We start from the raw sequence: 22,117 nt of genomic DNA on the forward strand, positions 1-22,117 counted from the left end.
ATCTGAACGGCAGCAAGTGAGTATACCCCCCAAACAAGCAAATCGAAAATTCGTATCGATATTCGATCAAATGTTCATGACTTTGACTCTCCCGTCGAGCGAATCTGCCCTCGAATCGCTCGCAGATCCTCCACAGTGAACAATCCATCATTCTTCACCATGATCACAGCCAACAAGACCAGAAAGGCAACCATCGGGCTGGCTGTCGGGGGCAAATACACCATCGAGACCTGCTCAACTATCGCGAAGAACACTCCGCCAACCATCGCGCCAATTGGATCACCGAGCCCACCAAGCACGATAATCGCGAATGCAATCAGCGTATAATGTTCACCAGCAGTGGCCGAGAATGCCGGGAAGATCAACGTCAAGAGACATCCAGTAATCCCGGCGAGTGCCATCGCAATCCCGAAGGACAAGGCCGACACTCGGTGCGTGTTGATGCCTAAGAACTTCGTTGCATCTCGATTCTGTATCATTGCCCGCATTGCCTTTCCGTAGTACGTATTGTACAAGAACCAGAGCAACGAGAGCAGCAAGACGACAGCGACTCCTGCACCAATCAACCGACCTGTCGCAAATCGCATTCCACCAACGGTCACCGAAAGTGGGAACGTACCCTCGTATGGCGATGGTATCCCCCGTGATTGTGCACCCCAAAAGATACGCATAGCAGCCATCATCACAATCGAGAGCCCGAAGTACGCTAACAATGACATTGATTCCGTATCATCTGCATTTAGCAGCCGCGGCACGGTCAGATAGTAGAGCCCAATTCCGATCACGAAGAAAATCGGTGCGACGATGACAATGCTGGAGAGTGGCTTGATACTGTAGAGTTTCCAGAGCCAGAACGTCATAAACGAAGCAAGGATGATGAAGTTCCCGTGCGCGAAATTCACGATTCGCATCACTCCGAAGATGATATTCAGGCTACTTGCGATCAGTGCATAAATCAGTCCAATGAGAATACCCGTCAGAAGTGCACTGACTAGTCCCATTATTTCTCACCTCTATTTGGCAAGAAGTCCATGAACTGTGGCGAAGCTTTCGTCTCAAGCAATCCTTCTCGAAATTCGAACTCACCGATGAGACCGCGTGGGAACACTAACACGACGAGCATGAGGATCAACCCCGTGACGAGGTAACTTCCCATCGGCAACACACTCCAAACAATATCGTCGATTAAATACAGGCTCACCGAACCAAGAATCGGTCCGAGAACCGTCCCAACGCCGCCGAATATCGCATACAGAATCGGCTTGATGCTGAGCAAGACGTCAAACCCACCTTCGGGAGTTACTACTGTTGTTTGCCAGGTATCGATTCCACCGATGAGTCCAGGGAAGAACGTACTCAACAACCATGCATACGACCGAATTTTCGCATTGTTGATCCCGCTCATCGCCGCTGCCGTCGGATCGTCTCGCATCGCACGAAGCATCGTTCCTAACCGAGAGTAATCCAGCCAAACGGTGGTCACTACAACGCCCACTAGTACAGCGAACATCGCGTAATACGTCATGAACGGGTCGTACGCGTCAGCAACGTAGAGTCCAGTTGCACCACCAGTCAGCTCTTCTGGTGTCATCGTAATCCCGATCTTGAGCGCCCACGCTGCGGCGAACGTTGCGATCGCGAAATATATACCCTCCACTCTGAACATCGGAAGGAAGATCACACCGAGAATTACCGCACAGATGCCACCAAAAGCAACTGCAACGAGCATCGGAACTCCCAACTTGATGTATGCTATTGCCGCGCCATACGCGCCGACGCCGTAGAACGCAAAATACCCAAATGGAATGTAGCCAGTGTAGCCAAAGACCAAATTCACTGACAAGGTCATCGCGACCCAGAACATTAGATAGAACAAAAAGGATTCACTAGCGATTTCTATAAACGGGTTCACTGCAACTAAGCACAGTACAGCGGCACCGACTGCCGTCAGTAGTTTGGTTGCGGTCGATGCCGAAATCGCATCACGGATTGACTGCAGCCCCATTAGACCGTCGCCTCCGTCGAGATCCAACTCGAAATCAACTCGCTGATCTCATCGTCCATTTCATTTGCATCGCCTTGTACCTCGACACGACCGCGTTCGAGGACGAACAGTGAGTCTCCATACTCGACTGCAGCACGCACGTTTTGATCGACAAGGAGAATGGTAACGCCTCGATCACGGAGCTGCTCGATCGATTCATAGACGTCCGCTGCAAGTCGAGGGGCTAACCCAACGGATGGCTCGTCAATGAAGACAACGTCTGGATCAGTCACAAGCGAGCGTCCGATTTCGAGCATTCGCTGCTGCCCACCACTCATCGTTCCCGCCCGTTCAGATCTCTTTTCTCCGAGGGCAGGGAACTCGTCGAAGACATCTTCGATCGCTTTCTCGACTCGCTGTGAGTTCTTTCGAATCGTCCAGGCACCGAGTTCGAGATTTTCTCGAACGGTGAGGTCCGGGAAGACACTGCGCTCTTGGGGGATATAGGCGAATCCCATCTCCGTGATCATCTCTGTTGGATTCGTTTGCGTGATATCTGTGCCATCGTACCGAATTTTCCCCTGATGTGGATTGACGAATCCGTAGATGGATTTCAGTAGTGTACTTTTTCCAGCACCGTTTGGACCTATGATACTCGATATTTGATTCGACCCGAATGTAGCACTCAATCCATTGATGATATCGATCCCTGGAACATATCCCGCTCGTATATTATCGACCTCGATCATGCGATCACCTCCTCGCCGAGGTAGGCTTCGACAACCCGGTCGTTCTGTTGAATCTTCGCCGGTAATCCACTGGCGATCCGCTTACCCTGGTCGAAGACGACGATTCGATCGCTGATAGAATACAGCGAGTCGACTTCGTGGGATACAACGAGAAACTCTGTTCCGTGCTCGTTGAGTGCCTCGATGCGTTCGAACATGGTCTCCTTGATTTCCGGGTGGACGCCAGCAAACGGTTCATCCATGAGGACGAGTGCTGGATCGCGCATCATGTTCCGCGCGAATTCGACGAGTTTTTTCTGCCCCCCGCTCAGCTGTTTTGCCTTCTGCTCGATGACGTGGGATAGGTCGACCGCTTCAATCATCGAACGTGCTTTCTCGTCGATTGCCTCATCACTCTGATCGGTGTTGAGAAGTGGGACAGTGACGTTTTCGAGCACCGTGAGTTCCTCGAATACCCGTGGAGTCTGAAACGTACGTGCAAGGCCATCACGAGCGTTCTTGTAGGTCGCTCGTCCAGTAACGTCGATTTCGTTGAAACGAACAGTTCCACTGTTCGGGGCGTACACACCGGAGACACAATTCGTGAACGTCGACTTTCCAGATCCATTTGGACCCATCAAGCCGACGATCGTCATCGACACCTGATCGACGGCTGTGAGTCCGCCGAATCGCTTCGTTAGGTTTTCGATTGAGAGCATTATCGCTTATCCCACCCCGGAATCGGGTAGACCGGATCTGCTGTTTTGGCTTCCTTCGGTGCGACGACTTCGAGTTTGTCGTACAGGTTTCCACTCGTCGATTGATTCTGTGTGGCTGTATAAACGAAGCCAGTCTGAACGCCGTTATTTTTGATCTTGTAGTCCCCGATCAGTGTCGTCACGTTCCCAGAAGTGCTGAGTGCGGCCTGCTTGAGTGCATCAGTCTTCGTGGACTTTGCCTTCTCGACGAATTTCTCGAGCATGACACCGCCAGCGTAGCCAAGAGCCCCAATGTAAGATGGGGTCTGGTTATCGTACTGATTTTTGAATTTTGTGAAGAATTTCTTCGGTGAGATTCCAGTTGTCACATCGTATCCGAATTCTGGATGGTAAATCGAGTGTCCATAGAAGTACTTCGAGTCTTTTCCAAGTGCTTCATGGAAATCCGGATCTGCTGCATACGTCATGCTCGTCCAGTCGAACATGATCTTGTTCGTTTTCATCTGATTCACAATGTTGATGAGCGTGTCATTGTATGCGACAGGATAGAATGCGTCCGGATTTTTCGAGTCGATTTTGCTGAGCATCGACGAAAAGTCGGACTGTGATTCGGGGAAGCTCTTGCTGTGGATGATATTGATTCCATGTTCCTCGCGAATTTCTTGATTCCGTCCGCTTGTGAGGTTGGGAACTCGGAGTTGAGATGAATCAATGCAAGACTTTTGACGCCTGTATTCGCCATCCCCTGAATTTCCCCTTTCGTGATTTGAGGAGCGGTTGGATTGACTGAAACGACGTTCTTATACCCTTGATTGAAAATTTCTGGTGATGCGGCACTCCAAGAGAGCAAGAACTTGTTTTGGGCGTTTGCTATAGACGCGGCTGCCGAAGTGAGTGTACTCCCGAATGGCCCGAAGACGAGGTCGACATTGTCTTCCTCAATGAGTTTCTTATAAAGTCTAACTACGCGCTTTTTGTCGCTTCGATCGTCATAGTAGACTAGGTTGACTTTCTTTTTCCCATCCGAGGTTGGTATCCCACCTTGTTTGTTAACTTCGTTTTTCCAGATTTTGAGCCCACGAAACCCCATTTTCGAGGCGAAGACATAATCTCCTGATGTCGAACGCGTCAGTCCGATTTTGATCTCGTTCGAGTTTCCGTTATTTTCCCCACTAAAGGTGCTTGTACAGCCAGCTAATCCACTAATGCATACCGCACCGACAGCACCAGTTGCTTTGAGAACATCGCGCCGTTTACTACCCTTCGTTCTGTTCGATAGTTCTTCAGTCATGGATTTATTGAATCTACATCTAAGAAGATAATGCAATGATAATAAAATTTGTTACGAATTCACTAGCACAATCGGCAACATTTGCAGGATGTTGGTAAGTGGTGTTATTTCTTTTACACTGAAGAACAAATTCGCGAATCCTCAAAGCGAAACTCACCCAAGCGAACCCCTAGTATGCGCATTCTCCGGATTCGGTCTCAAAGAGATGAATACAATCTGACCGGAAGGTCATACGTCGAGTCTCACCTCCAACCACGTTTTCGTTACCCTCAACGATCGCTTTGAGATCGTAGTCACTGACGGTAAGATGGACGATTTTATCTTTGCCAGTCGGTTCTACGAACTTCACATCTGCTGTGAATCCCTTGCCGTTGGTATGACACAGGTCTACGTGTTCTGGTCGAATTCCGAGCCGAACTAGATCTCCATCTATCAACGATCGATTAATTCTGCTTTCGTTGATTTCTACCGAATCGAAGCCGAGATCGGCAGAGAGAGTGTCCCCATTCTTCGTGATTTCACAGTCAATGAAATTCATCGAGGGTGTGCCGATGAAGTGAGCGACGAATTCGTTGTTCGGATGATTGTATACTTCGTCAGGTGTCGCGAACTGTTGGATCTCTCCGTTGTTCATGACGATAATTCGGTCGCTCATCGTCATCGCCTGCTCTTGATCGTGTGTGACGTACACTGTCGTCACCTCGACTTGACGATGTAATTCCTGCAGCTCTTCACGAATTTCGACACGGAGTTTCGCATCAAGGCTCGCCAGCGGCTCATCTAAGAGAAATACGTCAGGGTCTAATACCATCGTCCGGCCGATGGCGACTCGTTGTTGCTGACCACCCGAGAGTTCATCTGGACTCCGATCCAGCAATTCCTCGATATCAAGCATCTCTGCAACCCTGGTCACCCGACTTCCACATTCAGTATCCGGCACACCATCGACACGGAGTCCGAATTCCATATTATCCCGGACCGACATATGTGGGTAGAGTGCCAAGTTCTGAAAGACCATCCCGACATTCCGCTTTTCGGGTGGGTCGTCAGTCACATCGTTGTCGCCAAATAACACCTCACCATTAGACGCTTCCTCTAACCCCGCTATGACACGGAGCGTCGTTGTTTTCCCACACCCACTGGGTCCGACAATGCTGATGAACTCTCCTTCTTCAATCAGTGCATCAACGCTTTTTACGGCCTCTAGACTTCCGAACCGTTTCCCGACTGAATTGAGACTTATTGATGTCATTGTTAATCGGATCGCATCTCTTCAACCAGGGCGTTGGCATCGGATATCTCTGCAATGGACTCTCCGTTCTCAATTCGTTCAACCGTCCCGGCTTCGTTCTCAAGCGCTTTTTTGCCGTGTTCAAGTGCGTGCTCTGCTTCGTTGGGATCTACGAACAGGATACCATCCTCGTTCATGAGAACGATGTCTCCGGGTTCGACGACCGTCCCACCGACTTGTACTGGGACATTGATGTCTCCTCCCCGGCCATGAAGTCGAGTCGTTCGAGCTGATCGACCACGCGCATACACCGGGAAATCGAGTTCGCTAATGTCTCGTGAATCTGTTATCGTCCCGTCGACAACGGCCGCGATAGCTCCACTCGCCATTGCACCCCGTGTGGTCATTTCTCCCCATGGTGCATTTTCGGTATGTCCCTGCATATCGACGACTATGACATCGCCTTCTTGGGCGAGTTCGGTGGCCTTGTGCACCATCGTCGAATCTTCTGGTGGAATACGAACAGTCAGTGCAGGACCAGCAATTCGGAGCGGCTTCTCTGGGCCGGTATCCATATATTCGACGTCGGCAGAGGGGAAGCCGAAATGGAGGTGGTGACCAACGTCGTTGGGTGAAATGGATCCGAGTTGTTTTACAAGCTCCTCGTCAGGGCGGTCAATATTATTGATGACCATGATATGTGAATACAAGTCACAGTATTTGATGATTTACGACCACTCTTCGGTAGTGAATTACGTATTTATGTGTGGTTTGGTACCAAATAATATGGCAAAAACACGGGTCGCAGTCTGCCAAATGGACTCGAAGAACGATAAACAAGCCAATGTAGAGACGGCGCTATCACTCCTCGATACAGCGGCTGAGGCAGGCGCTGATATGGCTGCTCTTCCAGAGATGTTCACATTCATGGGCGACAAAGAAGAGTATCGAGCAGCTGCCGAAGAGATTCCAGGTCCCGTCACAGAGAAGCTCTCTCAGAAAGCGAACGAACACAGTATATGGGTTCACGGCGGGAGTATGTTCGAGGTCGCCAAGGAAGATGGGAAAGTTCACAACACGACTGTGGTATTTGATCCAGACGGTGAGCAACGAGCACAGTACCGGAAAGTCCACCTTTTCGACGTCGAAATTGGCGATGAAGTAGTTACCCAAGAGTCCGCTCGAGTTGTTCCCGGTGAGAATATTGTCACGTTCGATACGGGATTTGCGACCGCTGGCTTGGCTATCTGTTATGATCTTCGTTTTCCCGAACTATTCAGTAGTCTTGCGGGGAACGGAGCCGATGTTATCATTCTCCCTGCCGCGTTCACCAAACATACCGGCAAAGATCATTGGGAATCACTGCTCCGAGCACGGGCAATCGAGACCCAATCATATGTGATCGCACCTGGGCAGATCGGAGACAAACCGAACTCGGTACCCAGCTATGGTCGTTCGATGGTCATCGATCCATGGGGAAACGTCGTCGCCAGGGCAAGCGATACGGTTGGTGTTATAACGGCCAATCTGGATTTCGGCTATCTTGACCAAATTCAACGAGAGCTACCTTCGCTCGAACATAAGCGAAAAGAATTGTACAATATTTGAATATTTTGTTATTATTTTATTAAGGAGCTAAATTATGTCCTTTATTGGTATGGGAACATCACTAGTCGATGACTTCGAGATATACTTGCACGAAATGGGCCTATCAGAGTACGAAGCCCGCGCTTATCTCGGAGTCTTGCAGAGTGGAACAGCAACTGCAAAGGAAATATCCGATGCTGCAGATATTCCGCAGTCACGGGTTTATGATGTACTCGAATCACTCGAGTCGATGGGATTTGTAACTATTCAACCCGGACGGCCGAAGAAGTTCGGTCCAATAGAACCTGAACTTGCCGTCTCACAATATGTTCAGCACAAACGAAGCAACTTAGAAAACGAGATTGCACAGAGTCGAAAAGTCGGCGATCAGTTCCTAGAGAAACTCGATGGGCAGCAGTTCCAATATCGTCAAAATGATGAGATCGACGTATTCTGGTCATACAAGGGGAAAAATTACATCCTGAAACAGTTCGGCCGGTACTGCAGCAATGCTACTGATGAAATTCGGATGATAACCAAGGGGAACAGCTTCGAACGAGTGGTTCAAAGCCATAAGGAAATATTACAAAACAGACATGAACACGGTGTTGATATCCGAATTATCGTCCCACACGATGGAATCAATAACATGGTTCTCGACACCGCAAGTGAATGGGCTGAACTTCGCGATAGAGATGCTATCGAGGGTCGAATCTACCTATTTGATTCCAATAGAGTTCTAATAACGTGGCTCAGCGATCAGGAAGATCGGTTTGTAGCGATGGCAACACAGAGTTCTCAACTTGAGATGACCATCGGACAGCTGTTTGAATTGTCGTGGAACTCGCCATAACGAGTTACGGAGCTGATTTTCAGCACTTTTTTGGGTTGCTTCTTGCACTCGCCCTGATCTAACAGGTACTACTTGCCAGATTGGCTTCTAATGACTTCACTCTGTAGAGAAGCTACCAGACAGTGTACAGTTTACTAGCGCGACATTGCAGGACCCACTAGTGAAATGTAAAACTGTTCTAGAAGCAAAATGCGGAATAAAATTTGTTTGCGTTTACCACTGTACCATGGTGAATAAGTGATTTATAGCCTATTGCGATATGAACTGTCATGGTTGACGATAACAATCAACTATCGAAACGCCAAATCAATTTCAATAGCGGTCGACGACGTCTTTTGAAGACGGCAGGCCTGGCTGGGACGGTTTCACTTGCAGGCTGTACCAGCCTCCCCGGAGGCAAGTCAGGGAGTAGCGGGACAAAAACGCTCAGAGTGCTCAACTCCGCATACGAGCCTACACAGAAAGAGTTCAACAAATTGTTCTCTGAATTCGAGGACAAACATAGCAATGTGAAAATCAAGTACAATCGAGTTGGGTTCGCAGAGGCTCCTCAAAAGGCTTCGCAGGCTCATGCATCTGGGAACCCCTATGATATCATGAACCTCGCATCACCCGGAAACAACGTTGCTGCTGCAAAAAAGGGCCTGTTCCAGCCTATCAACGACGTTATCGAAGAGCGAGGTGGGACTGACTACTGGCTCGAAAAATCCATCTTCAAATTGGACGGCGACTTTTATTTCGCACCCCACTACGGGTCTGTTCTCAATCTTCTTTACCGCGAGGATTTGCTCAAAGAAGCCGGAGCACCTATGCCTCCATTCGACTCGTGGGATCAGTATCAGAAAGCTGCAAAGATGGTGACAAAGCCAGACAAGAATCAATATGGACATCCGGTTTTTCTGGGATCCAATCACTTCCATGGCGTATGGCCGATGATGTTAGTGCTGGGCAATGGGGGGCATCTCGTCAATTCCGATGGCAACATCGTCTACGACTCCAAGAAAACTGCAGAAGCGCTCTCGTTCATCAAGGAGATGAATCAATTTAGCCCAAAAAGTGCGCATAATACTAGCATTCCGAATATGCGACCACCATTGTACCAGGGCCAGTATGCAATGACGTGGTACTCGACCAACTTGATGCCAAGCGACATCGAGGAGTACAATCCCGACCTCAAAGGGAAGGTGCATGTAACTCACGTCCCGGCCAAGAACAGCAATCACACACCAGTTGCCCGGATGACCGGCACTGGATACGGTCTCAGTAGTAAGACGAACCACCCTGATATGGCGAAGAAACTCATCAAGTTCGTCACGAAAAAAGAGAATGTCACACGTCTCTTGTTGGCTCAGCCCGCCGCTAAAGTTCCGATGGTCAAAGGCATCCTTGATCAGGATCAACTTTGGGAGAGCGAGACGCTCAGTAAATACGAGGATCATTATCGAAACCTCGTTGGCATCGCACAGGACTATGGCCGCATTATCGCGGTCAACGAGAATCCCGACACTGTGAACTCGATCACTGGGCAGGCACTGAGCGAGGCTCATGTCGTCAAATCAGCTCAAGATGTCGTTTTGAACGGTAAAGATCCGATGCAGTCGGCACAGAAATGGGCGAACAAGATGCGTAAGGATCTCAAATAACAGCTATGACGGAAATCAGTGAACGTCAAAATTCGGCCGTGACCGCAACAACCACCAGAGTTCGAGGCTGGTTCGACGACTTGAGCGAGAATCAAGTAGGATTAGTGCTCGTCGCGCCACTCGTACTCTTGTTGCTCACGCTCTACTTGTACCCTATCTTTAGGGCGTTCCTCTTTAGCCTCCAGGAAATCAGCCTCTTCGCAACCGACGGCCGGTGGATTGGCCCAGAACACTACCTTACTTTGCTGGAATCTGCTCGCTTCTGGAATGCGTTCAAGAACGGGGTTGTGTATACCATTGGATCCGTTGCAGTTACGCTCGTGATTGGTGTCGGCACTGCATTGGTTCTCAACCGATCGTTCGTCGGCAAACGGGCGATAACTGGGCTCATCCTTTCACCGTACATGATCCCGATCGTTGGGATTGTTATCGTTTTCCGTTGGTTCTTCAACGGGCTATCTGGGGTGGCGAACTATGCATTCGTTCAAATCGGACTCATCAACGAACCAATCGCCTGGTTCAGTGACCCCACCTATGCAATGCCTATTTTGGTCTTCATCAGTGGATGGGCGCTGTACCCGTTCGTTACGATGCTTGTGCTAGCAAAACTCCAGACGATTCCCGAGGAATACTATGAGGCTGCACGGTTAATGGGTGCATCTCGTTCTCGTCAATTCCTCTCGATCACCCTTCCGCAGCTTCGGAGCGTCCTGTTCGTCGCGATCCTCTTGCGAATGCTCTGGACGTTCAATCTCTTCGATATCATCTGGTTGGGTACGCAAGGCGGCCCCGGTAATGCCACTGAGACACTTCCAGTGATGGCGTATCGCACCGCACTCGACGGGCTCAGTCTCGGAGAAGGGACTGCTGTCGCGTTCCTCACATTTGTCGTGCTAGCCATCGGAACATCGATTTACTTCAAAGCGTTCGGGGAGGCGAGCGCGTAAATGATCGAACTCTCACTCCGTCAACGTCACTATCTTGAACGAGCCGTAACCTACGGGCTCGTCATCGGGATGACCGCCCTGTTGATGATACCGATGATTTGGGGAGCTCTATCGACAGTGCGCCCTTCGAAGGATCTCTTCACGTGGCCTCCGAAGATCATCCCATCGAGCGTCACGCTCGAAAACTACCGGTTGCTGCTGGAGACGACGAGTTTCGTCCAGTATTTCATTAACAGTCTGACAACCGCTATACTTGCAATGATATTTACGCTGGCTATCGCCATTCCAGCTGCCTATGCGGTTACCCGATACGAGTTCCATGGCAGAAAATACGTCAGCAACCTCAGTACGATTATCTACATGTTCCCACTCGTATTGCTGGGGCTTCCATTGTTCGTCATTTTCTCGCGACTCAGCCTTACCAACTCGAGAATCGGACTCGCATTAACTCACACTGCCTTCGCACTACCGTTTGCACTAATGCTCTTACGCGTATTCTTCAATGATATCTCTCCCGCGATAGTCGAGTCGGCACGACTGGTTGGGGCAAGCCGACTTACTATCATTCGGAAAATAATCCTCCCCCTGTCGCTGCCCGGCATCGTGGCCACGATCATCTTTGTGATGGCATTATCGTGGAAGGAATACTTCTTCGCGCTTCTAATGATGAACGACAGCGGGCTCTACACACTTCCGATCGGGATTGCCAATCTCATCAACATTGCAACAACCAATTGGGGACTCATCCTCAGTGGCGTGATGATAATGAGTCTCCCGCCGATGCTACTCATATTCTTCCTCTATGATTACCTCTTAGAAGGATTCAGCGTTAGTTCCTTGTAGCCCGACGATATTCGTTCGAATTCCTGTTTCGAACGTCTTCTTGGACGGTTCTTTGCTACCTTTAACAATTCACCGAGTAACCCGATTACCAATCGGTTTCGCTCACTTACGATCTGTTCTTCGAAAAAAGTCGAAGTCGTCAGCTGCTTATCCACCTGTGCCAGCATCGCATTCAAAAACGGAATTGGATCGGCAACCTCATCTGCAGCTGGGAATCCATGCATCATATAATGGATATGTAGTATTTACATCGATAATTCTTCTCCGACCAGCTACTCCTCCGGAACCCACCAAATCACCACCCGCGGACTCAATTTCCCACGTTCTAATCACCTTGCTCATGCAACTCCTCGAGCCGCTGATGCACTGGTCGCCGCTCCATCTTCTTCACTTAGTACTTTTTCAGTGAACTCTCCATCGTCCACACATTTATGTAGGTTCAATCCGTCCCATTACTAACGGAATTCTATCTTGGTATAAAATGAATCGACGAATACTTCGATTTCTGGTTGTCGTCTTTGGACTTGTGATTCTCTGCTATTTTGTCGGCGGGAGCCAGGTCAGCCGCGAACTCGCAAGCGCTAATCCAGTATTCATCGTCCTCGGCTTCTCTATCACTTTAGCCGCGCTTTTCTGTTGGAGCGAAGCTGTTCGCTGTCTTCTCAACCGTTCGGAAACCCCTATTGGGGGGTGGCGGTTCCGAGGTGCATACCTCGCAAGCTTCTTCGCCAAACAAATCATTCCGATCGGCCGCGCAAGCAGTCCGTTTCTGCTCGCCCACATCGTCTCGTCCGAAATGAGCACAGATCGGGACCAAACGCTGGGGGCGGCACTCGTAATAGAGGTATTGAACCTTACTGCATCGCTCAGTCTCGGTCTTATCGGATTGGGTTTCCTCGCCTTTCGAGGTCAGTCTGCTATAGCATTTATTTCCGTTCCCTCGCTCCACATCGCGATCCTCCTCACAGGTGGATTTCTGGCCGCCACGACCACGCTGTATCGATACAAGCACCTGCTTTTACGTCGGATAATAGTAGTGGGTATCCGGCTGCTCTCGGTGCTGCGTGCATTGAGTGGAAATCGGACACAGCGTCTCCACCTTCGTCTCCGTCCAGTAAAGGCCCGTACCCGATTCATTCGCGAATATCTTCACTTACGAATGCGCTCGTATTCGACCGAAATCAACCTCGTGCTGGAGAACCGCCGGCAAATCGGACTCGCACTCGGATGGTCAGTCGTCGGGTGGATTTGTTTCTGCCTTCCCCTCTATGCGAGTTTCCTCGCACTTGACCGGCATATCTCGATACTACTCCCGCTTTTTCTGATTCCTGCGAGCGGGATTGCACGAGTTATTCCACTTCCAGGTGGTCTTGGTGGTGTTGAAGTTATGCTCGGTGGGATGATTATTGCGCTGACTAGCTTGGATGCGGGAACCGCTGGCGGGATTGTTCTTCTCTATCGATTGCTTAGCTATTGGGGAATTCTCATGCTTGGTGGGCTGTATTCAGTGTATTTCCTGGATATTGGTCAACTCCTTCAAATTCGACGAAAGCAAACGTCGTAACGAACGACACCGCTTAGCTGATTGACGTAGTGTGACCGATTCTTGTCACTTTATACCATACAATACGACGTGAGACTATGTCTCGACGCACGGCTGTAACCGATGCCGCAATCAACGCTCCTGTTGGCTTAGTCCTCCTTTCGATTGGTAGTATCGTTGCATCGGCACTTGGGACCATATTTGATCCGGTGATCGCTGCGATTCCAGCACTGATCGTCTAGATTGTTTGTGCGTTCTATGGGCTCAAACAGTTTGCCTATGGATTGTATACGCTCATCGAAGATGCAACGAGCTAACAGGGCGCCCCATATTATAAACAAATTCACGTAGTAGCGGATCGACTTCGGCGTAAATTTGGCTTTTACACAATTTTACTCTCGAATAGGTAGCGGACAGCTAAGGTGGCAATTGATCCATAAGCCGCACTACGTTGCGGGGTGTACTGTGTTTCGATTGCCAAACTTCGTAGCTAACCAACCACCGATTGCGGCTCCGATGAAACCCAATACGGCTCCGATAGCTAAGATAGCCAGTATAACCAATGGAACGACGATCACCGTAAAGACGATTGCACCGGACCCAAGCCATTTGGTGGCGATGTCAGAGAGAGGACTGAACGCCATCACCAGTGCTGGAATAGCACCAAGAGCCCCAGCACCGATACCCGTACGATAGATCCTCTGTGCGTTACGTTTCGCCAGATAGCTTGCAATCATTCCCCCAATAGTCGCCATTATGAGTGAGTAGATCTCTGGTTCAAAGAACCAATTGTATCCGACGGTCAGTGGGATAGATATGAGTCCGCCAATAAGTGCGTATTTCCACTCTGACGACGTCTTGTTAGTTTGATTGAATCTCACCATACTAATTGACCCAAACTATATATGGTGGTAAGAGTACTTCATTCTCTCTGCAAATCGTCCCTGTTCATCGCGCTCACTCTTCCGCGATACTTCGCAAACGCATCATAGCTCGTCCTAATTGCTCGAATCTTTCTGAATCACTATATGGTCACAAACGCCACATTGACATCCTCCCGCGCCTGAAGACGCGGGAATCCCACGGCACCGCACCGCTTGGGTTGGGATATTACGGTTTGCAGTCTACCACTTGATCCTGCGGTTGGAATCCGCAAGACAAGTCGTGAAGGTAGACTCCGGGCTGTGCCAACCAGCCGGTACTCCTATCCCCGCCCAAACTGGCCGAAGACTCGGAGTTACTTTGGTTCACGTCGAGACGGATGTTTTCCGCCCCGTTCACATCAGCGTTGAACGCCGCATCACACTTCTCACAGACGTACAAGCCGCGCTCAACACGCTGACTATCGTCTTCTCTACCGCAGATGCAACACGTCTTACTCGTGTCGCGCTCAGACACTTCTACGACTTCGATTCCCTCGACCTTCGCCTTGTACGTGAGAATCTTGGTGAAGCGGTCGAACGCCCACCCGTGCAAGTCGAGGTTTCCGTGCCGACCCCAGTTCTTCGAGTCACCGTTTTCGTCCTCGCGGACGCCAGCGAGTTTCCCGACGTTGATGTGGCCAACCTGCTTCTGGACACATCGTTCAACAATGTGTTTGGTGAGGCTGTGGAAGAAGTGGGTGCGACGCTCAGACCACTTGTGGTGGAGTCGCGTAGCTTCTTCGCCGCCTGAATCATCGCACTTGGCGATTTCTTTCGGGAAGTAGTAGCCATCCTGTTTCAGTCGATTGCCGGGGTACAAGTCTGCGTCCTCGGTGCTGTACGCGACCGCCGCGAAGTTACAGATGCCAAGGTCAATACCAGCCGTCTTCTCGCCGGGAGCGGTGGGCGTCTCAATCTCGTGTTTACAGACGAGATGTAGTTCCCATCGTTCCTTTGACTTGTCGTAGACGGCGCGAACCTGTTGCAGATTCTCGACTTCTACGCCGGGTCGAGTTTCGTACTCGACAAGGATGTACTCCAACGCTCGGGGGTATTCCTTGTGATTCGCCCCTTTAGAGAGGCGAACTCGATTGTTCTTCGAGTCGTGTTTGATGCCGTATTGCTTCCACGTCACCGTACTGCGTGGGTGTTCTTCGTGGACGCGCCAACCCTGCTTGTCGTAGTAGTTTTTCTTGCGGTAGCCGGGCGGGTTCGCTCGATTGTCAGACTTCCTCTTCCCGTACCACGAGTTGAAGGCTTCAGCGAGTTCCTCCAGAACGCGCTGACTGGACTGACTGTGCAGTCCCTTGTATTTTGGATGTGTCTTCAACTCGTCTTTGAGGTCGCCGTGGTCGGGGATCTCCCCGGTTTCATCCCACACGTTGCGGGAGTGGTAGTTGGCGACGTTCCAGAGTTTGCTGGCGCTCCGTCCGTGTCGGTCGAGAGGTTCCTCTACCTGTGAATGGTTGAGAATTTTCGCTCGATGAGTGCGGTGGGCTTCCAGCATTCTAAACGTCTGTATAAGTACTTATACTCGTGTCTCTTGGAAATTTTCGGATTGAGAACGGTGGAATATCCGGCCGTGCTATCGACGGTGGACTGTGGAGGCGTTGTCGGATTCATCCTGACCCTAAAGGGTCAGGTATTCTCCTTGATTCAGTATAAACCCGAGGAAGTCGAACTATCGATAAACCGCTAGTCTTCAAGATCGGCAACGTGCGCTGCAACAGCCGAAAGACTCTCGGCTGCAACACCATTTTCTCGCGCTTCAACCCGCTCACGGGCACTTCGAATGTACTCCCGAGCGTCAATATGCGCGGATTCGTTCCTGCTCATACTACTAATTCGGGACTGAGGAACCATAACGACTGGGTCACAATCGACTTGTGAAGACGCGTTTCCCATCATCGTTCTGCGTAAGCAACTCCGATGCCCCTGCTCGTTGGAGATAGTCTGTCGCAAACTTCTCCCAGACGTGGTCATGCTCAACGGCATAGTACGCCCATGGATTGTCAACACTAGGTGGATATGTCTCGAACGAGATGACAACATCGTTCTTTCTGCGGACGCCAGTAGCGCCTAACGACTGAAGAAACGAAAAGAGGGCTGCTTTCCGTCGGACCGTGAGGATTCGCTTCGATTTACGAATATATTCGTTTGCCCACGTTGCCCAGTCGTCTCCTTGATTCGTTTGTGAAACGTCGGAAAACGTGTGAAACGTCCGAGTGTACAATTCGAAAAATGCAATTGACGTTCGATGGTTCGCATTCGGAAGGCCGTTCGGTCTTCAGCGTATCCGCTACCCACCGAGCGGTTACTACCGAAAACTTTGACTTGTGCATCGTCGTCAGTTGTTTCCTCTGTCTATTGACAACAATCAAATCTTAATATTTTTAGTAAAATACTATCAGAAAGTCATATTAATAATCGATGTGATGGATGCTGTCATGCCACTTAGTGGAACAGCACTTGGATTAGTGGGATATGCTGTAATCGCGCTTGTATTGCTCTTAGTCATCTGGAAACAACTTTACGTCATCCCAACACTTATTATCGCCCCAATCGCCGGCGCACTTATTGCTGGCTTCTCTCTTGAACAGATTGGATCATTCACCGAAAGCGGCCTACAGGGAGTCGTTGGAATCGTCGCGATGTTTGCCTTCGCAGTGTGGTACTTCAGCCTTATGCGCGAATACGGCCTCTTCGATCCATTAGTAAAGCGTGTCATTCAGGGGGTAGCTAATCGCCCGGCGATGCTCACCGTTGGAACAGTAATTATTGCGATGATGACGCACTTGGATGGCTCTGGGGCGACAACGATGCTGATCACAATTCCAGCAATGATCCCACTCTATGATGCTCTCGATGTGGATCGGAAAATCCTTGCTGCACTTGTCGGGTTGACAGCTGGAACGATGAATATGGTCCCTTGGGGTGGTGTCGTCGTTCGTGGAGTAAGTGCAATCGACCCCGCAACAATCGCGAATGTGTATAATCCAATGATCCCTGCCCATCTCGCTGGTCTCGCGATGGTTCTCGGTATTAGCTATCGTTTCAGTCTGAGTATCCGTGATGATGTATCCGGCTTTGAGCAAACCCAGCGCCAACAGCTTGTCAACAAAGCCCTTGATGGCCGTGAGGGCGAGATCGACTGGAAATGGGGTATAAATGCCGTCCTGACTGTTCTCGTCATTGGTGCTCTTATCTCTGGAATTACCTCGCCAGCAGTGGCCTTCATGCTTGGATTAGTGGCCGCTTTAGTCATCAACGTCCGCGATTACGATCAGCAAAAAGAAGTATTGGAGAAGTACGCCGCTGATGTCATGACCTATGTCGGTATCTTGTTTGCTGCAGGCGTGTTGATCGGTGTTCTCCAAGAAAGTAAGATGATTGAGCAAATGGCACGGATTCTGCTGATGATTATCCCAGATACGCTCGGGAATTTCTTACCAGTCGTACTCGGGATTATCGCGATGCCCGCAAGTCTCCTCTTCAGTCCTGACGCGTTCTATTTTGGGGTGCTTCCAGTCGTTGCTGAAACAGGGACTCAATTCGGTTTCTCACAAGTTGCGATGGTTCGTGCAGCTATCGTTGGTCAAATGACGGTTGGATTCCCCATTTCACCGCTCACTGGAGCGACGTTCTTACTCATCGGATTAGCCGAAGTCGAACTCGGTGAGCATATCCGATTTACATTCCCGTACATGTGGATAACGTCACTCGTGATACTGGCTGTTGGGATACTTACGGGTGGAATTCCAATCTAATGGTGGGCAATCGTATGACTGACCACCTCACGATTGGAACGGGCGCTGGCTTTGCCGGTGATCGAATCGATCCAGCAACGGCACTCGCTGACCAGGCTGACCTCGACTATTTGGTATTCGAGTGTCTTGCTGAACGAACGATTGCAAACGCTCAACGACGAAAGATGGATGACCCATCGACGGGATACACTCCACTTCTGTCACGACGAATGGAAGCTGTCCTCCCGTCTTGTGTGGAGAACAATACACGGATCATTACGAACATGGGTGCTGCAAACCCAGAAGCGGCTCGCAAACGGGTTATCGATATCGCAACCGAACTCGGGATTTCGGACCTTTCGGTTGCGAGTGTCGCTGGTTCAGCAGTTCGTGACCGATTCGACCATTTTGAAGAGCAAACGTTCTCTGGTGAATCAACAACACAGTATCAGGAGAATTGTGTTTCTGCGAATGCGTATTTGGGTGTTCAGGGCATTCTCGATGCACTCAATGACGATGCTGACGTGATTATTACTGGTCGCGTTGCGGACCCGTCCCTCTTTCTTGCTCCAATGGTCTATGAGCACGGTTGGGATCTTACGAACCCCACAGATGCGGATCAAATCGGCCAAGGAATTGCCTGTGCGCATTTATTGGAGTGTGCTGGGCAAGTCACGGGAGGGTATTTCGCAGATCCCGATTACAAGGATGTTCCCAATCTCGAGACTCTCGGCTTCCCCATAGCTGAGGTCACAGTCGATGGCGATGTTACGATCATGAAGCTCCCTAACTCAGGTGGGAAAGTGACGCTCCGAACCTGCAAAGAACAGATTCTCTACGAGGTTCACGATCCCAGTGCATACCTGACACCCGATGCCATCGCTGATTTTTCGAACGTCTCGTTTGAGCAAGTTGGAACGGATCAGGTTCAGGTGTCTGGTGCTACAGCGGATCCCAAACCAGAGACACTCAAAGTCAATATTGGATATGAAGATGGAGTTCTTGGAGAGGGTCAGATCTCGTATGCAGGACCCAACGCAGAACAACGTGCTCGATTAGCTGGTGACACAGTCCGCAAACGATTGGTTGCGCGAGATTTCCCAATTGATGACCTTCGGGTGGATATCATGGGAGTCGACTCACTGCACGAAGGCCGCGGTCGAGATCAATCGAGTCCATATGAAGTTCGCCTCCGGGTTGCTGGAAAGTGTGAAACCAGTACTAATGCGGCCGAAATTGGACGAGAAGTGCAAACACTGTATACAAACGGTCCTGCTGGAGGAGGTGGCGTAACAATGCGAACAAAGCCTGTGCTAGGAATTGTATCCACGCTAATTGACCGAAATCACGTTCATCATGATGTGTGTATTGAGGAGGTGAAATAGATGGGAATTCCAGTTCACGAACTCGCTCATGCACGGGCTGGTGATAAAGGAGATACTTCTAATATCGGTGTCTTTGGATACGACGATGACAGCTATCAAATCCTCAAAAAAGAGCTGACTGCAGCTCGTGTTGAAAATGAACTCGAAGAAATCATCGAAGGTTCCGTTACTCGGTATGATCTCCCTCAACTGAACGGGTTCAATTTTGTTCTTGAAGGTGCTCTTGCGGGTGGTGTAACGACCTCAGTGCGGGTCGACACACATGGAAAGTCTCTCTCATATGCGTTACTTGATATCGTGGTTGATGTCGAGAAATAATTATTATACTGATAAAGACATCCGAGGGATTGATGTTGGTGTCGTTGAAATTCTATTTTCCATTTAAGGTCATCCATGCCTAACCTTATCCGCTGTTGTCGATATCACACTGCTATGAACTCGTTTGACGCAGCTCGCGTTGAGACGGTCTTGGTGGACTCGTATAGTACACTCGTCGATATGCGTTCGTTAGAGGATGCACTCGCCGAGTATACCGAGAAAGCACGAGAAGCTGCGACGATCTGGTTCCAACGATCGAAGATCTATGGCATCACTGCCACTCAGTTCGATGAATTCCGTCCCTGCAGGGAGAAATACCGTCACTCGCTCAATTATGCGCTTCAATCGGTGGGTGCATCCGTTTCTCCAACAGACCAAGAGGACATCCTCACTGCCCTTGATCGACTGACTGTCTTTGATGACGTTCGCACTGGACTCAAACGTCTCACTGATCATGGCTATGAAGTCTATGTGCTCTCGAATGGTGGTCTCGATATGCTTGCAACGTTAATTGACCACGCCGAAATTGATGACATCATTTCGGAAACGGTCAGTGCCTCGGAGATTGGGCTCTACAAACCAGACCAACGATTGTATCGACATGCCGCTGTCCGAACGGAGACCCCCATCACGGGACTTGCGCATGTGACTGCCTCGTGGAACGATGTGCATGGTGCGATGCAATCTGGAATGCAAGGAGTGTGGCTCAATCGAAGAGGAACAGAGTGGGAAGCGTTTTTGGATGAGCCGCATCTTACCGTTGAAAGTTTCCACGAGTTTGGTGACATTCTCAATGTTGAGTCTAATAATTAGGAAATCTGATTAGGGCGCCAGTCGATTAGGATCATCTTTATTTCAGGCTTGCCCGATAACGTGATCCGTTAGCCACTCTACCACTGCATCGTTGGTGTCAGCCACGCGGTCGATGGCGTCAAAGACTGCACCTGCGACAGGACTCATCGCTGGTTCCACAACACGATAGTTCTCAACATCCGCGACTTGTCGGCGGAATTCGGCGCTCATGTACCCACTTCGGAGCACGCTTCCTGCCGAAGCGACAGTCACTGGGTTGTCGAGGAATCCACCAACGAGACGAACGCCGGTCACTACCTCTGCGATAGCGTCATTACATATCGTCCGTGCAATGGGATCACCATCTTCAGCGGCAGCCGTGATCAATGGTGCAACGCTGTCGAGTGGATTCCCAGATGGCACGTTGGTGAATCTATCCTCATCGCAGACGGCCGTCCTAAGCTCGGGCACTGAATCACAGCCCCAGTGTTCTAAGAGTTGATCCCCGAGTATCCATTCTACGGGCGTTTCGCTGCCAAGTATTGCATGGAGTGCCCGTTCACCGAGATTGTGTGCACCGGCACGGGCGTACTGTATGAAATCGTAGTTGCTGATTTGCTTTCCGTCAGCTGTGATTCCGAACACGAGAGAGCCAGTGCCACAGATTGCAACGATGCCTGGGTTGTTCCGGAATGCTCCGATGTGAGCTATCTCTTCGTCGGTGACTACATGGGGCTCGCAGGCGAGTCCATCAATGTCCAGGGCTTGCTCAGTCGGCGTGTAATCATCGGAGATGTTGAGACTCCCTACCCCGGCTGTGAGTGCTACCACATCACTTGGCGATTGCTCTGCGTCGGCGAGCGCGGTCCGAACACCCTCACGGAGGTTCTGTCGAGCCACCTTCGAATCGTTAAACTCGGTACTCGCGCCACCTCGCTTAGCAACTCCCAATATATGTCCGTCGAGATCGGCAACGGCAACGCGTGTCTGAGTGCCACCTCCATCGAGTCCAACCACTACATCGTTGCTCATTGATCTCATTGGCGTAGATTGTCAAGATAAATCCTCTGGTCATCTGAAACTCGGACTCACGAATCACTCGAAGAATATTGTCATCACTCGTTTGCTCCGCAAATTATCCTGTTCGTTGTGTTCACTCTCGTTCTCCGTCAGAGCGCATACTGAGACTATCACGGAATTCCGATATGCCGATGCTGAAAGAACAGATAGAGGCATGCAATCGGGACATTGAGCAGCGGAATGACCATGAGATAATAGAGAATGGTTGGCTTCCACTCGGAGTGTTTCCGGACATATTGGCGGTCAGAATACACAGCAGGCAGGGAGAGCAGTGCAGCTGCGTAACTCACGAGGACGATTCCACCAGCAGGATACGTCGTCAAGTACCCAGAGACATTGAGCGAAACAAATCTAGCAATACCCATCGTGAAAACAGTCACAACGAGCCAGAGAGTGAATAGAACAGGAATTGCAAGTGTCACTAGCCACCATCCTCCTGCGTGAAGATCGCGCTCGAACAACCCTTTAGAAAAGAGTTCTGTAGAGACCATAGATGTTGTATTA

The 22,117-nt window shown here is 50.1% G+C and carries 23 protein-coding genes and 1 pseudogene; 11 read left to right on the plus strand and 13 right to left on the minus strand.

Annotation, left to right across the window (positions count from 1 at the left end):
• Nucleotides 1–74: 74 nt before the first annotated feature.
• From OOF89_RS23070 to OOF89_RS23105, 7 genes and pseudogenes are all read right to left on the minus strand, one after another.
• Nucleotides 75–1,001, minus strand: a complete 927-nt coding sequence (locus OOF89_RS23070; protein ID WP_266083303.1) for a branched-chain amino acid ABC transporter permease — start codon at nucleotides 999–1,001, stop codon at nucleotides 75–77.
• On the minus strand, nucleotides 1,001–2,005 hold the full coding sequence (locus OOF89_RS23075; protein WP_266083304.1) for a branched-chain amino acid ABC transporter permease: 1,005 nt from the start codon (nucleotides 2,003–2,005) through the stop codon (nucleotides 1,001–1,003). The genes OOF89_RS23070 and OOF89_RS23075 overlap by 1 nt, the downstream gene beginning before the upstream one ends.
• Complete coding sequence (locus OOF89_RS23080; RefSeq protein WP_266083305.1) at nucleotides 2,005–2,733, minus strand: ABC transporter ATP-binding protein; 729 nt, start codon at nucleotides 2,731–2,733, stop codon at nucleotides 2,005–2,007. The genes OOF89_RS23075 and OOF89_RS23080 overlap by 1 nt, the downstream gene beginning before the upstream one ends.
• Complete coding sequence (locus OOF89_RS23085) at nucleotides 2,730–3,431, minus strand: ABC transporter ATP-binding protein (RefSeq protein WP_266083306.1); 702 nt, start codon at nucleotides 3,429–3,431, stop codon at nucleotides 2,730–2,732. The genes OOF89_RS23080 and OOF89_RS23085 overlap by 4 nt, the downstream gene beginning before the upstream one ends.
• A pseudogene (locus OOF89_RS24700) lies at nucleotides 3,431–4,722 on the minus strand (ABC transporter substrate-binding protein). Before OOF89_RS24700 ends, OOF89_RS23085 begins: the two are co-directional and overlap by 1 nt.
• Before the next feature lie 169 nt (nucleotides 4,723–4,891).
• Nucleotides 4,892–5,974 carry an ABC transporter ATP-binding protein gene (locus tag OOF89_RS23100; protein WP_266083307.1) on the minus strand — a complete coding sequence of 361 codons (1,083 nt, stop codon included), beginning with the start codon at nucleotides 5,972–5,974 and terminating at the stop codon, nucleotides 4,892–4,894.
• 2 nt (nucleotides 5,975–5,976) lie between these two features.
• On the minus strand, nucleotides 5,977–6,648 hold the full coding sequence (locus OOF89_RS23105; RefSeq protein ID WP_266083308.1) for an RraA family protein: 672 nt from the start codon (nucleotides 6,646–6,648) through the stop codon (nucleotides 5,977–5,979).
• A 91-nt stretch (nucleotides 6,649–6,739) separates the two neighbouring features.
• Between OOF89_RS23105 and OOF89_RS23110 the strand changes: the two genes are divergently transcribed.
• The 7 genes from OOF89_RS23110 to OOF89_RS23140 all read left to right on the plus strand — a co-directional run bounded on the left by OOF89_RS23110 (nucleotide 6,740) and on the right by OOF89_RS23140 (nucleotide 13,611).
• The gene (locus tag OOF89_RS23110; protein WP_266083380.1) at nucleotides 6,740–7,561 is read left to right on the plus strand and encodes a carbon-nitrogen hydrolase family protein; all 822 of its coding nucleotides are present in this window, start codon (nucleotides 6,740–6,742) and stop codon (nucleotides 7,559–7,561) included.
• A 49-nt stretch (nucleotides 7,562–7,610) separates the two neighbouring features.
• A complete protein-coding gene (locus OOF89_RS23115; protein WP_266083309.1) occupies nucleotides 7,611–8,393 on the plus strand; it encodes a TrmB family transcriptional regulator in 783 nt (260 codons plus the stop codon).
• A gap of 269 nt (nucleotides 8,394–8,662) precedes the next feature.
• A complete protein-coding gene (locus OOF89_RS23120) occupies nucleotides 8,663–10,036 on the plus strand; it encodes an ABC transporter substrate-binding protein (protein WP_266083310.1) in 1,374 nt (457 codons plus the stop codon).
• Nucleotides 10,037–10,041: 5 nt separating this feature from the next.
• Nucleotides 10,042–10,983, plus strand: coding sequence for a carbohydrate ABC transporter permease (locus tag OOF89_RS23125; protein ID WP_266083311.1), 942 nt, complete (start codon nucleotides 10,042–10,044; stop codon nucleotides 10,981–10,983).
• A complete protein-coding gene (locus OOF89_RS23130; protein ID WP_266083312.1) occupies nucleotides 10,984–11,826 on the plus strand; it encodes a carbohydrate ABC transporter permease in 843 nt (280 codons plus the stop codon).
• A gap of 481 nt (nucleotides 11,827–12,307) precedes the next feature.
• Nucleotides 12,308–13,390, plus strand: coding sequence for a lysylphosphatidylglycerol synthase transmembrane domain-containing protein (locus OOF89_RS23135; RefSeq protein WP_266083313.1), 1,083 nt, complete (start codon nucleotides 12,308–12,310; stop codon nucleotides 13,388–13,390).
• A 77-nt stretch (nucleotides 13,391–13,467) separates the two neighbouring features.
• On the plus strand, nucleotides 13,468–13,611 hold the full coding sequence (locus OOF89_RS23140; protein ID WP_266083314.1) for a hypothetical protein: 144 nt from the start codon (nucleotides 13,468–13,470) through the stop codon (nucleotides 13,609–13,611).
• 204 nt (nucleotides 13,612–13,815) lie between these two features.
• On the opposite strand, the gene OOF89_RS23145 is transcribed toward OOF89_RS23140, so the two are convergent.
• The 4 genes from OOF89_RS23145 to OOF89_RS23160 all read right to left on the minus strand — a co-directional run bounded on the left by OOF89_RS23145 (nucleotide 13,816) and on the right by OOF89_RS23160 (nucleotide 16,525).
• Nucleotides 13,816–14,253 (minus strand): DUF5518 domain-containing protein, encoded by a 438-nt coding sequence (locus OOF89_RS23145; RefSeq protein ID WP_266083315.1) that lies wholly within the window; start codon nucleotides 14,251–14,253, stop codon nucleotides 13,816–13,818.
• Nucleotides 14,254–14,479: 226 nt separating this feature from the next.
• Nucleotides 14,480–15,799, minus strand: a complete 1,320-nt coding sequence (locus tag OOF89_RS23150; RefSeq protein ID WP_266083316.1) for an RNA-guided endonuclease InsQ/TnpB family protein — start codon at nucleotides 15,797–15,799, stop codon at nucleotides 14,480–14,482.
• Between the two features lie 188 nt (nucleotides 15,800–15,987).
• Nucleotides 15,988–16,128: a hypothetical protein gene (locus tag OOF89_RS23155; RefSeq protein ID WP_266083317.1), complete on the minus strand. Its 141-nt coding sequence runs from the start codon at nucleotides 16,126–16,128 to the stop codon at nucleotides 15,988–15,990.
• Nucleotides 16,129–16,165: 37 nt separating this feature from the next.
• The gene (locus tag OOF89_RS23160; RefSeq protein ID WP_266083318.1) at nucleotides 16,166–16,525 is read right to left on the minus strand and encodes a hypothetical protein; all 360 of its coding nucleotides are present in this window, start codon (nucleotides 16,523–16,525) and stop codon (nucleotides 16,166–16,168) included.
• 103 nt (nucleotides 16,526–16,628) lie between these two features.
• On the opposite strand from OOF89_RS23160, the gene OOF89_RS23165 reads away from it, so the two are divergent.
• The 4 genes from OOF89_RS23165 (at nucleotide 16,629) to OOF89_RS23180 (ending at nucleotide 20,554) form a co-directional block, all read left to right on the plus strand.
• Entirely contained in the window at nucleotides 16,629–18,059 is a 1,431-nt protein-coding gene (locus tag OOF89_RS23165) for a CitMHS family transporter (RefSeq protein ID WP_266083319.1), read from the plus strand.
• 14 nt (nucleotides 18,060–18,073) lie between these two features.
• On the plus strand, nucleotides 18,074–19,423 hold the full coding sequence (locus tag OOF89_RS23170) for an acyclic terpene utilization AtuA family protein (protein WP_266083320.1): 1,350 nt from the start codon (nucleotides 18,074–18,076) through the stop codon (nucleotides 19,421–19,423).
• Entirely contained in the window at nucleotides 19,424–19,741 is a 318-nt protein-coding gene (locus OOF89_RS23175; RefSeq protein ID WP_266083321.1) for an AtuA-related protein, read from the plus strand.
• 114 nt (nucleotides 19,742–19,855) lie between these two features.
• Complete coding sequence (locus OOF89_RS23180; protein WP_266083322.1) at nucleotides 19,856–20,554, plus strand: HAD family hydrolase; 699 nt, start codon at nucleotides 19,856–19,858, stop codon at nucleotides 20,552–20,554.
• A gap of 42 nt (nucleotides 20,555–20,596) precedes the next feature.
• On the opposite strand, the gene OOF89_RS23185 is transcribed toward OOF89_RS23180, so the two are convergent.
• Both OOF89_RS23185 and OOF89_RS23190 read right to left on the minus strand, forming a co-directional pair.
• Complete coding sequence (locus OOF89_RS23185) at nucleotides 20,597–21,565, minus strand: BadF/BadG/BcrA/BcrD ATPase family protein (RefSeq protein WP_266083323.1); 969 nt, start codon at nucleotides 21,563–21,565, stop codon at nucleotides 20,597–20,599.
• A 158-nt stretch (nucleotides 21,566–21,723) separates the two neighbouring features.
• Nucleotides 21,724–22,104 carry a hypothetical protein gene (locus OOF89_RS23190; RefSeq protein WP_266083324.1) on the minus strand — a complete coding sequence of 127 codons (381 nt, stop codon included), beginning with the start codon at nucleotides 22,102–22,104 and terminating at the stop codon, nucleotides 21,724–21,726.
• Nucleotides 22,105–22,117 lie beyond the last annotated feature (13 nt).

The sequence above is a fragment of the Haladaptatus caseinilyticus genome (assembly GCF_026248685.1).
GTDB classification, from domain to species: Archaea; Halobacteriota; Halobacteria; order Halobacteriales; family Haladaptataceae; genus Haladaptatus; species Haladaptatus caseinilyticus.

Excerpts from the sequence above, each read along its gene's own strand:
- OOF89_RS23070 (WP_266083303.1), bottom strand. The coding sequence starts at position 1,001 with ATGGGACTAGTCAGTGCACTTCTGACGGGTATTCTCATTGGACTGATT.
- OOF89_RS23075 (WP_266083304.1), bottom strand. The coding sequence starts at position 2,005 with ATGGGGCTGCAGTCAATCCGTGATGCGATTTCGGCATCGACCGCAACC.
- OOF89_RS23080 (WP_266083305.1), bottom strand. The coding sequence starts at position 2,733 with ATGATCGAGGTCGATAATATACGAGCGGGATATGTTCCAGGGATCGAT.
- OOF89_RS23085 (WP_266083306.1), bottom strand. The coding sequence starts at position 3,431 with ATGCTCTCAATCGAAAACCTAACGAAGCGATTCGGCGGACTCACAGCC.
- OOF89_RS23100 (WP_266083307.1), bottom strand. The coding sequence starts at position 5,974 with ATGACATCAATAAGTCTCAATTCAGTCGGGAAACGGTTCGGAAGTCTA.
- OOF89_RS23105 (WP_266083308.1), bottom strand. The coding sequence starts at position 6,648 with ATGGTCATCAATAATATTGACCGCCCTGACGAGGAGCTTGTAAAACAA.
- OOF89_RS23110 (WP_266083380.1), top strand. The coding sequence starts at position 6,740 with ATGGCAAAAACACGGGTCGCAGTCTGCCAAATGGACTCGAAGAACGAT.
- OOF89_RS23115 (WP_266083309.1), top strand. The coding sequence starts at position 7,611 with ATGGGAACATCACTAGTCGATGACTTCGAGATATACTTGCACGAAATG.
- OOF89_RS23120 (WP_266083310.1), top strand. The coding sequence starts at position 8,663 with ATGGTTGACGATAACAATCAACTATCGAAACGCCAAATCAATTTCAAT.
- OOF89_RS23125 (WP_266083311.1), top strand. The coding sequence starts at position 10,042 with ATGACGGAAATCAGTGAACGTCAAAATTCGGCCGTGACCGCAACAACC.
- OOF89_RS23130 (WP_266083312.1), top strand. The coding sequence starts at position 10,984 with ATGATCGAACTCTCACTCCGTCAACGTCACTATCTTGAACGAGCCGTA.
- OOF89_RS23135 (WP_266083313.1), top strand. The coding sequence starts at position 12,308 with ATGAATCGACGAATACTTCGATTTCTGGTTGTCGTCTTTGGACTTGTG.
- OOF89_RS23140 (WP_266083314.1), top strand. The coding sequence starts at position 13,468 with ATGTCTCGACGCACGGCTGTAACCGATGCCGCAATCAACGCTCCTGTT.
- OOF89_RS23145 (WP_266083315.1), bottom strand. The coding sequence starts at position 14,253 with ATGGTGAGATTCAATCAAACTAACAAGACGTCGTCAGAGTGGAAATAC.
- OOF89_RS23150 (WP_266083316.1), bottom strand. The coding sequence starts at position 15,799 with ATGCTGGAAGCCCACCGCACTCATCGAGCGAAAATTCTCAACCATTCA.
- OOF89_RS23155 (WP_266083317.1), bottom strand. The coding sequence starts at position 16,128 with ATGAGCAGGAACGAATCCGCGCATATTGACGCTCGGGAGTACATTCGA.
- OOF89_RS23170 (WP_266083320.1), top strand. The coding sequence starts at position 18,074 with ATGACTGACCACCTCACGATTGGAACGGGCGCTGGCTTTGCCGGTGAT.
- OOF89_RS23175 (WP_266083321.1), top strand. The coding sequence starts at position 19,424 with ATGGGAATTCCAGTTCACGAACTCGCTCATGCACGGGCTGGTGATAAA.
- OOF89_RS23180 (WP_266083322.1), top strand. The coding sequence starts at position 19,856 with ATGAACTCGTTTGACGCAGCTCGCGTTGAGACGGTCTTGGTGGACTCG.
- OOF89_RS23185 (WP_266083323.1), bottom strand. The coding sequence starts at position 21,565 with ATGAGCAACGATGTAGTGGTTGGACTCGATGGAGGTGGCACTCAGACA.
- OOF89_RS23190 (WP_266083324.1), bottom strand. The coding sequence starts at position 22,104 with ATGGTCTCTACAGAACTCTTTTCTAAAGGGTTGTTCGAGCGCGATCTT.